The 14,860-nt window shown below is 44.8% G+C and carries 8 protein-coding genes; 1 reads left to right on the top strand and 7 read right to left on the bottom strand.

Going from position 1 to position 14,860, the window contains the following annotated elements; all coding sequences use genetic code 11:
* Positions 1-9 precede the first annotated feature (9 nt).
* The 7 genes from B0I21_RS18275 to nagA form a co-directional block, all read right to left on the bottom strand.
* Positions 10-1,812 carry a RagB/SusD family nutrient uptake outer membrane protein gene (locus B0I21_RS18275; protein ID WP_133641935.1) on the bottom strand — a complete coding sequence of 601 codons (1,803 nt, stop codon included), beginning with the start codon at positions 1,810-1,812 and terminating at the stop codon, positions 10-12.
* 15 nt (positions 1,813-1,827) lie between these two features.
* Positions 1,828-5,280 carry a SusC/RagA family TonB-linked outer membrane protein gene (locus B0I21_RS18280; RefSeq protein WP_133641936.1) on the bottom strand — a complete coding sequence of 1,151 codons (3,453 nt, stop codon included), beginning with the start codon at positions 5,278-5,280 and terminating at the stop codon, positions 1,828-1,830.
* A gap of 596 nt (positions 5,281-5,876) precedes the next feature.
* A complete protein-coding gene (locus tag B0I21_RS18285; RefSeq protein WP_133641937.1) occupies positions 5,877-7,517 on the bottom strand; it encodes a SusD/RagB family nutrient-binding outer membrane lipoprotein in 1,641 nt (546 codons plus the stop codon).
* 5 nt (positions 7,518-7,522) lie between these two features.
* Positions 7,523-10,654: a SusC/RagA family TonB-linked outer membrane protein gene (locus B0I21_RS18290; RefSeq protein WP_133641938.1), complete on the bottom strand. Its 3,132-nt coding sequence runs from the start codon at positions 10,652-10,654 to the stop codon at positions 7,523-7,525.
* Between the two features lie 255 nt (positions 10,655-10,909).
* The gene (locus B0I21_RS18295; RefSeq protein ID WP_243836245.1) at positions 10,910-11,437 is read right to left on the bottom strand and encodes an N-acetylmuramoyl-L-alanine amidase; all 528 of its coding nucleotides are present in this window, start codon (positions 11,435-11,437) and stop codon (positions 10,910-10,912) included.
* Between the two features lie 199 nt (positions 11,438-11,636).
* Positions 11,637-13,274: a glycoside hydrolase family 10 protein gene (locus tag B0I21_RS18300; RefSeq protein ID WP_133641940.1), complete on the bottom strand. Its 1,638-nt coding sequence runs from the start codon at positions 13,272-13,274 to the stop codon at positions 11,637-11,639.
* 73 nt (positions 13,275-13,347) lie between these two features.
* Positions 13,348-14,463: an N-acetylglucosamine-6-phosphate deacetylase gene (gene nagA / locus B0I21_RS18305; protein WP_133641941.1), complete on the bottom strand. Its 1,116-nt coding sequence runs from the start codon at positions 14,461-14,463 to the stop codon at positions 13,348-13,350.
* A gap of 154 nt (positions 14,464-14,617) precedes the next feature.
* On the opposite strand from nagA, the gene B0I21_RS20505 reads away from it, so the two are divergent.
* A complete protein-coding gene (locus tag B0I21_RS20505; protein WP_317130199.1) occupies positions 14,618-14,752 on the top strand; it encodes a DUF6728 family protein in 135 nt (44 codons plus the stop codon).
* Positions 14,753-14,860 lie beyond the last annotated feature (108 nt).

Genomic DNA, 14,860 nt, shown 5'->3' on the forward strand with positions numbered 1-14,860 from the left:
ATTCTGTATTTAGTTCTGAGGCCAGCCCTGAGTTTGTTGAAGTGCATAGCCTCGCGCCTGATAGTCATCGATCTGGTTTCGTCCTACCGGAGAGAGATACGGATTAATATTCGTTTGGTTTAAAAATGGTAATCTATCGGCATTGCTGCGATGCCTGTAGAATCCACTCATGAGCGCTGCATTTGACCCGTTGTAAGGTACATAAGTGCCATTGAGGGATACAACACCAAGATCGGCATTTATAAGCGCTGGGAGCTGCGCTTGAAAATTAACCCAACCACCGGAAAGCAAATCTGGATTTAACTGTGTATCCATATATTCTAGTTTCTTCCAGCGCTCTAAATCGGCAAGCCGGGAGTATTCAAAAGCAAATTCCATCCGCCGTTCTCTGCGTATCTCCCAAAGCAATGCCGCGACCGTAATATCGCGCTGCGGATCAGATGGAATAGCTCCTAGTGATAGAGCAGCGGTTTTTTGTACGCCTCTGGCCGCGGCCTCTGCAGCAATAGGACGTTGCCTAATTTTGTTAATGCTCTTGTCAATATCATCTTGTGTCACGGCAGCACTTCCTAAAGTGGATAATTCAAATTTCGCTTCAACCCAGTTTAGCAAAACCTCTGCATAACGCAGCACGGGATAATCTGTTGTATTGCGATTGGAAGTAAAATTGACGACCGGTGCGTTTGCTGGGTTTTCATGTATGGTTTCAATATTCCGAGGCAGGAATTTCGTTACATAAAATAAGGAAGCTCTGTTCAGCGCCGACGGATTCCGATGAAAAGTTGCTTCGAAGCGTGGATCTCGGGTCTTTATCATACTGGCCAAGTCAAATTTAGCAGCATCATTTAGTGAAGAGTTTTCCCAAACGCGACCATCGGTACATAAATACGACTTAAAAAGATCTGTCGTTGCTCCGATTGCAAGGGTCTCTCTCAAATTGGAGTATGTAGCGATAGCATGCTGCACGCCGATAGCCTCATCATAATGACGGTAAAATACACAATCTTTATTATCCTTAAGACTTTCTGAGGTGAACAGTGTACGGTATTCCGTGACGATATCATACCTGCCACTATTCATAAGGAAATTGGCAGCCGAAACAGCGAGTTCCAGAAATTTTTGTGCCCTCGCATTATTTTCATAGTGATATTTCTGCCATGTTCCCTCCTGCAAGGCTAAACGTGTGATCATACCAGCGACAACGTATCTATTAAGGTTTTGATCCCCATCATTTAGTCTGACATTTTCAAGAGCGAAGGTTAGGTCGTCAAACACGGCATCCATAACAACATCGCGCGGATCTCTGGGTTTAAAGAGTGCATCTAAATCCGTATCGCTAACCGGATAATCATAATAAGGCACATCACCGTAACTAAACACCAACTGCGCATAGCGCCAAGCTCGGTAAAACCTAGCGACCCCTAACCAATGTTGCTTGGCTTCGTCCGACAAAACGGTGGCCATTCTATTTTCTACACGGTCAATCATCACATTCAACGACCGAACATTGGTATAACTCCAAATTGAACTTATCGGTACCGATCGTGTAAAATTACTTTGGTTACCAAGTGAAAGCATATCGTCACTAAAAGAAAAACCTAGTAAAGGAGCTGAAGTCGTGGTGAAGCCCGTGTTGTAGCCTACAAAGAAATCAGGCAGGAACTTATTGGCATACAGCCTGACGTTGTCTTCCGTTACCCAGGCTGTCTCGTCCTGTTCTGTAGTCAATGGCGGTCTGTCTAAAAATTTATCGCAGCTTGTTAACAAGGTGGATAGCGCTACGATAGCATATGTTATCTTTGATAATTTCATTTTTCTTCAATTTTACTATAAACCAATCTGAATACCCATGGACGCCGATTTGAACGCCGGATTTGCCGTACCGGTTCGGCCAAGGTTATAATTCCCGCCAGACAACAACATTGAACTTCCCGAGATTGTCTCCGGGTCAATCGGCAAACCACGAAGATTATCGAATGTGAACATGTTTTCTAACGATACATATATTCTAGCTTTCGAAAGGTGAATTCTATTCAGCAGTTGTGAGGGCACAGTGTAACCGAAAGTGATATTCTTGATTCTAACGTATGCCATATCCAACATATACTTTGTTTGTGGCCGCATCACGAAACTCGAATTTGACCCATTGTAGTTCCAAGCTCGTGGATAAAAAGCATCCGTGCGATCTTCACGCCAATAGTCGGTGGCAAAAACTTTAGGCATCCCTCCTTCCTTGGCAAAATAGCCTGGGATAGCAAGTTGGCCATCGCCCCAAATTTTTCTTTCGCCAATTCCTTGTACGAAGACTGCCAAATCAAATCCTTTGTAATCTGCGCCCAATCTAAACCCAAAATCATAACGAGGAGTGGTGTTGCCGATAACAACTTGATCGCCCATGTTACCAAAGGTGTTGTTCCCCGGTGTGATATAACCATCTCCATTTACATCAACGAATTTCACGTCGCCCGGAGACATCAACAATATTTGGTTGCCGTCTTCGAAAAATGTTTGATAGATGGGGTTGTCACCTGCAAGCATATTGGTTCGCTTGGCGTTACCGTCAAAAACAATGGTGGTCTGCGTGAAATTACCGTTCGCGTCATATATAAAATCTTCTTTTTGATACAGTCGATCCGTTACATAACCGTACACATCGCCATAACGCTTGCCCGTAACCCAGGTGTTGTGAATATTTCTATTTTCAAATGGCGTATTTTGGTCTGCAGCCCTTGTAATCATGGTTACAGCATCGGCAAGATTAGCATTCACGGTTAAGCGAAGACCACTCGCAAATTGGTGACTATAATCCGCCGCAATTTCCCAACCTCGTGTACGTAAGTCGCCGTAATTTCCATTGGGCGCTGATGCACCTAAGGTTGCGGGCAGTGCGTCGCCGCCGGTAATCATATCTTTTGTCGAGCGTTGGTACCATTCGAAGACAAAGCCTAATTTGTTGTTGAATAACCGTACATCAGCTCCTAAATTCAGGTGTTCAATGTTTTGCCATCCTATCCCATCGGATATAAGATTCGGCGTTCCCAATTGAAAAAACTTTTGTCCATCGGATGTCAGCCAATTATTTTGGGTTATAGCCATCCGCGCCCAGTAAAGTCCGTTGGACACCGACTGATCACCTATGACCCCATACGATCCTCTAAATTTCAAGAAACTTAATACTGGATTTAGCGGCTCCATGAACGACTCATTACTAGCAACCCAACCCGCAGATGCCGATGGATACCATCTCCAACGGAGACGCTCCGGGAAGAGGGAAGTACCGTCGTAGCGTAAGTTTCCTTCGAGCAAATATTTGTCCTTGAACGCATAGTTTACACGACCAAAAACACCAAACTGTGACTGCCAGTCAGCTGTACCGCCCGATGTTTGCACGCCCGTCGCAAAATTAAATTGTGGGTTGTCGTTATTGATAAGCTCCGTTCTGTTCGACCAGTTTGATTGTTGATTGTCCGCAACAATATTGGTTCCCAACATAATCTTAAGATCATGGGCATCCGCGAAGCTTTTTTGAAACGTAGTGAATGCGTTGAACGTATGCTTTTGTGCGTCGAAGGCATCGCGATATACGTAAGAGTTTGCTTTAGTACCATAATTGACTAAAGGAAATTTATAGCCTGGCAAACCACCATTATCGGTCGGATTGCCATTTTCATCGACAAAGATGCGATTACCAAGTTCATCATTCCATATGACGGGGTTGTACCACGGCTCTGCAGCAGTAATAGTGGGCTGCGAACGAAACAAGGTATTAATTTGGGAGGTATAGGCATAATCAGCCTGTACATCCCAATTTTTTGCCAGCTGCACGGTTGTTCCCAGATTAAGATTGATGAAACGGTCGCGTTTGTCTGTGGTATGCGCCAAGGAAGCGTCCGTAGCTGGATCACGCAGGTCAACTCCGTTTTCTTTGACCCCTATTGGAAAGAGTGAACTCCAACGATATAAGTAAAGCCATGGGTCAGCAGTAAAACCACCTGAATTCGTAGAATTGGGATACCTTTTGGTTCCATCGGCATATCTAGCGCCACCTCGTAACGTAAGAAAATCGGAAACCTTTGTTGACACATTGAGGTTCGATGTTAATCGCGTATAGTCATCGTGTTGCGCAGGTTTCATCATCCCTTCTTGTCCAAGATACCCCACTGAAAAATTATATTGGGTATCTCCTCGTTTACCATTCAATCCAACATTATGTAGATGGGAGAAAGCTCGGTCTTTGATCATGGCATCTGCCGCATCGTAGACACGATAGCCGTATTTATCGACTCCATCAAAGTACCAATCTCGGCCGTAAACAACAGGATCACTATTTTTCACTGTACCGCCATATTTTTCTTGCCATTGCTTAATCTTTTCAAAACTCTCCCAATTGAGCCTCCAAAACCCACCTGCAGGCCCGGCTTGTTTCATATTGTCGTGAGCATCCAACGTGTACTGCAGCCCCTCGACCCCAGCCAATTGTATATCTGTAAAAGGTGATTGTAAGGAGTAGTTCCCCGAATAGGTTACGTCTGTCCGATCACTTTTTGCACCCTTTTTTGTCGTAATTAAGATTACACCAAACGCTGCCTTTGCCCCGTATATTGAACTGGCTGCCGCGTCTTTCAACACAGTAATTGTCTCTATGTCGTCAGGATTGACAACCTGAACATTCGGCACTTCCACGTTATCTACCAAGACCAAAGGGTTACTGGATCCATTTTGTGATGCGATTTGTCCACGTATACGCATGACCGGGTTAGACCCAACCTCGCCGCTAGGTATTTGGATAGACAACCCCGGGATGGCTCCCTGCAATCCTCGGGCAAAATCGGGGATCGGTCTACTTCCTAATGTTTTTTCAACGTCCACAGATGAAACTGCCCCCGTCAAGTTTGCTTTCTTCTGTTGTCCATAACCGACGACAACGACTTGTTCGAGTGAGTTATCATCAGCTTCCAAAACAATTTCAAGATCGTCCTTGGTTATTCTTACCTCTTGGCTTTTATACCCCACAGAAGTAAATCGCAGAATTGCCTTCTCCGGTGCAGTGATCGAAAATTTCCCATCTGTTCCGGTCATTGCTGATGTGTTCGTACCGACGACAGTTACGGTGACTCCAAAAATCGGTCCCTGCGCATCCCGAACTGTTCCGCGCACCGTTTCCTGCTGCGCAAAAGGATAACTCGGAAGAAAAGTAACATGTTCTCGTGCGCGAGCGAAGTTTGTATCTGTGCATAATACAAAACCCATTGCAAAAGAAAATAGTATTGATTTTCTCATTGGTTGATTAGTTAATTATTGAAATGGTCAAACAAATTAAGGTTGGTTAGTTGCGTTTTTACACACTACAAAAATTGCTACACGCTAAAACCTGCACTAATATAGTTAAGAAAAGCAAGATCACAAACATTTATGCACTTTTATAATGATTTTATCTTAAAATAAAAACAAAAACGCAAATATGAGCAAGCTAAACCGTTTTGTGCAATCTGAACAAAATTTATATATCATAAATTCGATCACAACATTCAAAAAAAGTTGCATTTCGAGCTTAAACAATCAATTTTGTAACTATTGCAAACAATCTTAGATCGACAAATCGGGGAATCTAGGGCAACTTTGAGCAGAAAACCACGAAATTCAATGGGTTAGCGGAAGATTGGTGACGATTTTCAATTTAATTTCGCAGTTAAAGAAAGTTCCTTCCTTCATAAAACAGCATAAAAACGAATAGTAAACATCCATTTTGAAGGATGAAAGAGAGCGTATCATACACAGATTACAGGTATAAATCCATGCTTAAAACGAATTACTATGCATAAAAAAATCCCGAGAGCGAGCTCTCGGGATGTTAAATAATCTTTTAAATGACCCGTTTAGTCAGCACGATCCCACCAAACAGGTTCACTGATGTACGTCGGCAAATCATAGGTCGGTGCTGCTAAGCGCAGTTGCCCGCTATTAAAATTCACCTCATAGCTGGCCATTGCAAAACGGCGCGGCCAACTCGTGGCGGTTGGGTAAGAATCCGCATAAACATGCGCCGGCCTTCTATAACCTTTGTAGACTCCTGTCGCTTCATTATAGTTTCCTGACGCGTCTAGGCAGTAGTCCAACCTACGCATGTCTACCCATTGTTCGGGCGAATATGACAGCGCGATATATTTCTGGATCATAACATGACTTAGCGTAAGCGCACTGGCATTTTGCACGACGGACGTGCTATTCAGGAAATTTTCGATCGTAGCGGCATCAATGTCCATAATTTGCATATGTATGCGCATGCCGCTTTTATAGGCAGCAAGTGCTAAACTTGATTCTCCGCGGCGTAGGCGAACCTCCGCCTCAATAAATTTCATTTCCGCGCCAGTCAGTAAGAGCCCTTTGGAGTCTTTGTGATTGTACCACGTACCGGTTGACAACACCCTTCCATTGTTGGCTACCGCTTCGCGGAGCTGCACATATACGGAATCCCTGTTGCTGAAGGTGTTCGTGGCCGCGGAATAACTATAAGCCGCTGGGCCATTAAGGACCACTGGCGAGGAAAAATCTACACCAATAGTCGCCCGCATAGTGCCGTCAGGTTCCTGTGCATGTGGGACTAACAACACAAATCGTGGATCTTGCATATTTTGAGAACCGGTAGGCGCACCGGTATAACGATTTAAAATGTAATCGATATACAGTTTCGATACGCGCGTTGAAGCAGACGTATTTACATACTGCAATGCAGATTGCACAGTAGCTGCCGTAGTTTCGGTTTGGTCCACATACTGAAATATGGTAGACTCTTCCTCACTTTGCGGAGCATTGGCCAGCGCCGCTAAGATGGCGTCTTCGTTGTAAATAGATTTCTTATTTAGATGCGATAGAAAGCGTGCCTTCAATCCATAAGCAAGTTTGATCCAATTTTCGACCTTTCCACCATTGTAGGTATCACCCAGTGCCAGCGCAGGTGCTGTCGCTTCTTGGTTTTTCTGCAGTTCGACAACAGCTTCATCTAATAAGGGTATAATTTGTCCATAAATGTATTCGGCATCGTCAAAAGCCGGGCTGATGATATCGGGATTATCAAATTCTTGATAGGGCAAAATACCGTAGAAGTCCGCTAGATAACCGAATCCCCAAGCTTTCATAATCTTTCCTACGCCTATATAATGGTAGGCACCCAGCTCTTCTGCCTTATCGATCATGGGTTGTATATTGACGGCTGTATTAACATACCAAGCTTGCCAAGGCCAGTTTGCTGCCGCAGCATCGGAATACCAGCGGGTCAGCAGGTAGTTACGCGCGGTGGCGCTGTATACATTAGCCAACTGGTGCGTTACATGAACGGCCCGTGTGCCCGCACTTTCATAACCATCGGCGAATTGTGCTAATATGGGTGGTAATCGCTGCTCCGGCAAGGGTACCGATGCGTTGGCACTATTGGGGTTATCATTGACATCCAGCCATTTATCACACGCTCCCAACATCAATGTTGCAGAAGCAGCTACGATATAAAGTATTTTTTTCATGGTTTTTAAAATCTTAAATTAACACCAACTGTAAACCCTGCTGTTGCTGGTACACCGGCGTAGTCTATACCAGCAGACCCCGATCCTACCACACCAGCACCAGCCGCGCTCGTCTCCGGATCCACACCAGAATAATTCGTTAACAGCCACAAATTATTTCCCGTAGCGTTAAAGGTCGCGCCCTTTATAAACTTCGTCCGCGCCAGCAGATCGCGAGGCAGCGAATAGCTTAAGGAAACGGCGCGCAGCCGCCACCAGTTTACATTCTCCACAAAATGTGGCGTATGTCTGCTATAGACGTCTTTGTAGAAGGCTTCATCAGCCACCACATCGCGCGTAATCATTTCGTAAGCTTGTGTTGCCGGGTTGAGTGCACTTCCCGTAAAGCTGATGGTCTCGCCCCGAGACGCCGTTCTTTGACTCGTTCCGTAAACGGTCATCAGGTAATCAGAGGCATTATAGATATCGCCCCCTTTTCTGAAATCAAATAGAAATGACAACTCCCAATTTTTGTAATTGAAGGTATTATTCCATCCGCCAATAAAATCGGGCTCCCTATTACCCACATAATCCGTTGTGGTGGTCTTTACCAATGGTCTGCCTGTATTATAGTCCAACAATAAATTTCCGGCATCATCGGTTTGCCACACCGAGCCGCTAATAGCCATAAAATCACCATTGTTGTAAGAAGCCGCCTTTCCATTACCGACTTGTACATCGGTAACATATAAAATGTCTAAACCTCCTATTAATTCAGATACGCGCCCGGTGTTATGGGAGACGTTCAGCATGGTGTTCCATGTGAAATTTTCTCGTTTTATTGGTGTTGCATTCAACGTAAACTCCACACCTCGGTTATTTAATTCTCCAATGTTGTAGTAGGTCAAAATATAGCCGGTGGCATTGGAGACACGTGGTTGCAAAATCTGGTTAATGGAATTCGTTTGGTAATACGTAAATTCCAGCCCTATCCGATCGTTTAAGAAGCGGAGGTCGGTACCAACCTCAAAAGCATTTGTTTTTTCCGGTAAAAGGATATCGTTGCCGCGGGTCCAGTGATTTCGGAAACCGCCCCCAATAGTTAATTCCGGTCCAAATAAATAGGTGTTGGTGACGTATGGCCGAGTATCTTTACCTACAGAAGCCCAAGACGCACGAAGTTTACCATAAGATAATATGGAGTTTTTCTCAAAGAGTTCAGTAAAAATCAAGGAAGTGGAAACGGATGGGTAGAAAAACGAACGGTTGGCCAAAGGTAATGTAGATGACCAGTCGTTACGCCCTGTAAAGTTCAAAAATGCTAAGTTTTTATAGCCAACGCGCAGATCGCCGTAGACCCCCACAAGTCTATTATTGTCATACACCTGTCTATAATACTTATTGGCTGGAGCAAAGTTTTCTATACTTTCAAAGCCTTTGATCTCGAATCCCTCACCGCGTACAGAAGTGGATTTAACCTTGGTATCTTCTGCCGTTGTACCGAGTAATAAGCCTAGATCCCAATCATTGATCTGCTTTTTAAAATTCAGCATTAAATTGCTGTTCAGGTATTGGTATTTCTTGTCCGTATTCGACATCATCCCATCCTGCCACTCCAATTTGACACTAGAACCTGCGGAAGTTAACGAGCTAAACTGCGTCGTGTAATTATCAATCCCTAATCTATAGGTAATATCAAACCAATCCGCAACATCGATATGGGTATAGACGTTTCCGACAATACGATCGGTCTTATCGTTTTGCGGATTTTTATTAATGAGCCAATATGGGTTGTCCGTATTATTCTCTAGTGCAATTTCGGGAAGTAACAATTTGTTTGATCCGTCAGGATTCAAGTAATCCTTCATGTTATCATTTCCCGGCCAGAGCAACACACCCTCCATATAGCCATTACCACCCGATCCCCATAAGCCAGAGCCCGTTAACGTTTTCCGGGTATCACTCATCGAATACGACACGTTAGCTCCCATGGTCACTCTCCCCAACTTTTGCTCGCCATTGAAACGAACCGTCGAGCGGTTGAAATCTGTTGTTGGAACGACGCCTGTTTGATAGATGTTCGATCCAGAAAGATAAAAGTTACCATTTGGAGAACCACCCGAAATATTGAAGGAGTTGTCGTACGAACTGGCCAGCTCATAGAAATCCCGCATGTTATCATACCGTTGTTCGTTCGCGCCAAACGGATCTCCCCACGATTCGAATGTCTGGGTTACCAAAGACCCATTGTAATACGAGCCCTGCTTAAACATCGATTGCTGTTCCGGCAGCTTATTGACCCAATTTACGCCAAAACGAGAGCTTATACTCGCTTGTGTAGCTCCATCCTTACCTTTTTTCGTCGTGATAATAACGGCACCGGCGGCTGCTCGCAAACCATACAGGGCTGCGGCCGAAGGCCCTTTTAACACCGAAATGGATTCGATGTCTTCGGGGTTGATATCCATGGCCCTGTTGCTATTCGTCGTGGATGCGTTGGTATTGCCATCAAAAGCTGAGTTATCGCCCTGCCCCGTCGAATTATCCATCGGCACGCCATCGATCACAAACAGCGGTTGATTATCCCGTTCTAAGGAAGTACCGCCCCGAATAATAATATTTGCTGAGGCGCCCGGAGCACCACCCGAGTTGGTGACATTAACCCCCGCGATTTTACCATTTAAGGAATTGATAATATTGGGATTCTTATTTTTCATAAGTTCGTCAGCTTTAATATCCTGCGCGGCATATCCCAAGGCTCTTTTCTCACGTTTAATCCCTAATGCCGTTACAATGACCTCATCCAATGAGGTGTCATCATTTTCCAAAAAAACCGTGAGTTGATTATTAGACGCTGTCACATCCTTGGGCTTGAAACCTATTGCAGAAAACCGCAACGTGCTCCCTGCCGGTGCTGTGATCATAAATTTCCCATCTGCTCCGGTCTGACCAGTTATCGATGTTCCGACAACCGTCACGGTGACCCCTGCTAATGGACCGGAGGCATCGCTGACCATCCCGGAAATCTGATTTTGATAGACAATGCTTGTTTTAGGAGATTCACGGGGTGCTATGACCGAATCTGTGGTGGCAGTATTTGCGTAAGAACTGTGGCCTGCACATCCTAAAGCCACTGTCAAAAGAAGAGCTTTATGCATATCGATTGTGTTAGTTAGATCTGGAAAAAGGAATACCAGATGTTATATTCAGCAATACTAACTCTTTTTCGTTACAGTTGCAACTTTACGCTGTTTTTTTAACAAAACGAAACAAAAAAAATACAATTTTCGCTAAAAAGGGCGCCGAAAGGGCCTCGAAGACATAAAACAAGGACAAAAACGCACAAAATGTCGCATTCGGCTACAACAGACGACCTATGAAACAATGGAGCCCAATAAAATCTGGCCTACACATTACTTTCCGCCAAAGACATCGCCCTGTAGCCCTAGGTTAATTCGTAACTGGCCCATAAACTCGTCGCCGGGATCAGATTTTTTGGTGACATAATCGGGGTCCGTCTCTTTCCACCATTCGGTGTTCTTGAATATTTGGTATTCATGATGGCCAATGACATACTGTATGGCATACTTCGCCATAAGATATTTCACCAATTGCGTATTGGCCTGAAGCTGTGCATCCGTGAGAGGGTAACGAGCAGAGCCTATGTTTTCAATGCCTATAGCGCAATAGTTTAAACCAATGGTGTGTCTTGCAAATGTTGTCTCTGGCAACAATTGAAATATCGTACCGTCTCGCCCAATAACAAAGTGTGCAGAAACATTGAGCGCACTTGCTTTGCGCAGGCTAGGCCGGCCGGGGAGATATACCGGGTTAAACGTGCGGATCGTTTTATTCACAGATAATACGTCTGTCCAATGGACGACTACCATTTTCGGAACGATTTCAACGGATGGATTTTCAATGCCGTGCCTGTTCCTCATATATTCTAATGATAAGGAGTCGCGCTCAGCATCCCAAAGGATTGGTTTTTGAACAATATAAGGTCTGTCTTGTGCTGACACACGAAGGCACACATTGCACAGCACAAAAACCACAAATAATCCTAATATCCTCATTCCCATTAAAACCAAAACTCCTTTAAAAAATCAGGCAGTTCCAGAAAATTATTCGTTATACAACCTACATCGCTTTTTTTGCAATGTAATCACTTTCATTGCTCAAGCGATCGACGGCTTTTACGGCTATTGCTTTCAAATTTTTCCCATTTTTTACTTTTGGAAAGCTTTTTTCGCTTTGCTGCACATCTAAGATTTCATATTCCCATGTATCTCCATATTGGGCATAAGCGATCCATTGAAACACTTGGTCTGGCTGTTTATGTAGCCATTTCGCGAACACACTGCTTGTCTCATTCGTCAATAAGAGTGTCGGCGCTAATAGCGGATTCGCCTGCAGCCATGGTGTCCGAGGAACAAGTGCTTTCTGTTGGTAAGGACCTTCTTTAATAGCTTTTAGCATGGAAGGGTTTTTTGTCAATCCAGCGATACTCCAATGTGCCACGCCCATGCTATTAGGCACGATCTGGCGGGCGGCTTCGATCTGGTTAACAATTTCCTGCGGTTTATTCGGCGAGCGGATTTCCACTGTATTTAAGCCTGGCCACAGGTGCCGTTTTTGTGTATTTTCAGATTCCCACCACCGTAAAAGGGCCGTAAAACTCTGTCTTGCCGGCTGGATAGGCCAGTAAAGCTGTGGTGTAAAGTAATCGATCCAACCTTTGTTAAGCCACAACTTCGCGTCTGCATATAATTCATCATATTGCGAAGAACCTGTGATACCCGCTGGATAGCCCGGTTTCCAGATGCCGAAAGGACTGATGCCAAATTTAACGTAGTTTTTTTCGGCCTTGATACCTTTATAAACACGTTCGATAAACTTATTTACATGATCTCGGCGCCAGTCTGGGCGTGACAGCGTACCGCCGGATTTGCGGTAAGCGCTCCACGACGCATCATCCGGAAAGTCAGCGCCACCATTGTATTCCGCATACGGGTAGAAATAATCATCGAAATGCACAGCATCAATATCATAACGTTTCACGATATCCAACACCACGCGTGCAGCGTGATCCTGTGTTTTCGGATTCGCCGGATCAAACCAATACATACCATTGCGTAGACGCAGCATCAGTTCTGGCGCTTTCTTGACGATGGACTCACTCGTTACCGATCCTCCACTGGCGTGATGTGCACGATAAGGATTAATCCACACGTGAAGCTCCAACCCACGCTTATGCGCTTCTTCCACCCAAAAACTGAGCGGATCATAGTATGGGGAAGGCTGTTTGCCTGTGGTGCCCGTCAAGAAGTAGGACCATGGTTCATAGGGACTATCATACATGGCATCCCCTGAAGGCCTTACTTGAAAGATTACGGCATTGAAATTATTTTCCTTTAAAAGATCCAATAGTTGAATGGCTTCCCGCTTCTGCGATTCCGTGGAATAGTTTCCGCGTGTAGGCCAATTGATGTTGGCAACTGTCGCCACCCAAGCACCACGAAATTCCCTACTCACGGTTGGTAGTGTTACCCGTAGCGGTGCTTCAATAGCCGGTTTTTCGGACTTTTTAACCGCGGGGCTGTTAACAGGTGCCGGCAACGGCTTGTTGACTTGCACACTATCCGTCTTTACGACCTCCACTGCCGGAGATTTTAACTCCTTTGCCGCTTTTTTATGCTTACGCGATGCACAAGAAAAGAATACAACAGACATGACGAGCGCCATTGCGACCGTACTTTTTATCGGTTTTAAATTCATAGATTGCAAAACTACACTTTTTACGCCTACCTAACGAAAGTTGGCCAAATATTCATCTGCTCGCAGGGATTTATCACACACGCTTAACGCCCTCAAAAAAAACAGATTGAACATTATAATGGGCGTCAAAGACCAATACGTTGGCCACTGAAGCGCTGTTTAAATTTCCGAGATCTTCTCTGTCGATTAATCTCGCCGGATATGTTGTTGCCATGCGGATCGCTTCCTCAAGGGGAATCCCCGCTTGCTCTACACAATTTTTTACAGCGCCCAACATGGTTAGGGCTGAGCCACTCAGCGTACCATCCGGCAATGTATAATGATCGTTGTTTCGCACATGTTGATACACCCCCTCATTACAGCCCCCAACCGCATCCGTAATAAGAAACAAGCGGTCTTGCATAAGCTGTTTACTGATTTTTACAGCCTCATAATCCACGTGTATACCATCCACAATAATGGAAGCCATGGTCGTTTGGTGCTGAACTGTGGCACCGGGGAGCCCGGTCTCGCGGTGATGCAATGGAGACATCGCATTCCAAAGATGGGTGGTAGTCTTTATTCCACGATGAAAACCTGCCGTAGCTTCGGCGAAAGTGGCCGCACTATGACCTGCACTTAATAGAATACCTCTTTCCAGTAAGGAATCTATGGCGTCTTTGTCGATAAGCTCAGGAGCCACCGTCATCATTTTTACCGATCCTTGATTTTCTTCCAACAGCCGATCTATGTTTTCTGGCGTTGGCGGTAAGATCAGCGCTGCCGGATGTGCTCCCCTCTTGTTCACATTCAGGAAGGGCCCCTCTAGATGCAAGCCTAAAGCAATTTTCGGCTGGGCAGCTTCGAAAATCCGGATCGCTTCCTTAAACACCGATAAGGTGTTGGTGGCTAAGGTCATCATAAAAGAAGTACAGCCCTGAGCCAATATTTGCTGTTCTATCTTGTGCAGCGACTCCGCACTCAATTGTGCGGAAAAGAGGTCATCGCCGGTGCCGTAAATCTGCAAATCGATAAGCCCTGCACAGATATTTCCATTATCGACATCTAATTGTATATAGTCTTCGGGAATAGCGTGCTGGGGGAATATTCCGTGAATCCTGTCTCCCTCTAAAAGTAGAGCATGACCCAAAAAGCTATCGTCACCATTGAAGATTCGCCCATTGACGAGCGCTGTTTTCTGCTTTTGCATAATCGAAGGTTTCTATCTTACGGACGAGCTGCAATCCATCCTACCCGTCCAAACCGACAATTTAATGAATTTTGAACGAATGGAAAAATTAAGGTTCGTGCTTTATGTTCAATTCATCATTGCTATTTTAGATTAGGGATTGTAAATTAGCCTGATGAAGTCGAAACACCATCAACCCGAACTGTCTAAGTCCTCTCGATTTAATCTAAGGGCGATGCGGACGATGAATATTATAGCGATCTCGGTTTTTATCCTCGCGATTATCTATAAAGTATTTTTCGCGAAATAGCCGCAATATCGCTACGTCTGCTTGTTCTGGAGCAAAGCAAAAGCGTTAACACCCGGCTGGGCAGATGGTGTATTGACCATTCCATTTTTACAATAAACATGATGCAAT

Origin of the sequence: Sphingobacterium paludis, assembly GCF_004364125.1 — a bacterium.
GTDB classification, from domain to species: domain Bacteria; phylum Bacteroidota; class Bacteroidia; order Sphingobacteriales; family Sphingobacteriaceae; genus Sphingobacterium; species Sphingobacterium paludis.

What these genes read in the sequence shown, in the direction of transcription:
- B0I21_RS18275 (WP_133641935.1), bottom strand. Translation starts at nt 1,812, where the DNA reads ATGAAATTATCAAAGATAACATATGCTATCGTAGCGCTATCCACCTTG.
- B0I21_RS18280 (WP_133641936.1), bottom strand. Translation starts at nt 5,280, where the DNA reads ATGAGAAAATCAATACTATTTTCTTTTGCAATGGGTTTTGTATTATGC.
- B0I21_RS18285 (WP_133641937.1), bottom strand. Translation starts at nt 7,517, where the DNA reads ATGAAAAAAATACTTTATATCGTAGCTGCTTCTGCAACATTGATGTTG.
- B0I21_RS18290 (WP_133641938.1), bottom strand. Translation starts at nt 10,654, where the DNA reads ATGCATAAAGCTCTTCTTTTGACAGTGGCTTTAGGATGTGCAGGCCAC.
- B0I21_RS18295 (WP_243836245.1), bottom strand. Translation starts at nt 11,437, where the DNA reads ATGAGGAACAGGCACGGCATTGAAAATCCATCCGTTGAAATCGTTCCG.
- B0I21_RS18300 (WP_133641940.1), bottom strand. Translation starts at nt 13,274, where the DNA reads ATGAATTTAAAACCGATAAAAAGTACGGTCGCAATGGCGCTCGTCATG.
- nagA (WP_133641941.1), bottom strand. Translation starts at nt 14,463, where the DNA reads ATGCAAAAGCAGAAAACAGCGCTCGTCAATGGGCGAATCTTCAATGGT.
- B0I21_RS20505 (WP_317130199.1), top strand. Translation starts at nt 14,618, where the DNA reads ATGAAGTCGAAACACCATCAACCCGAACTGTCTAAGTCCTCTCGATTT.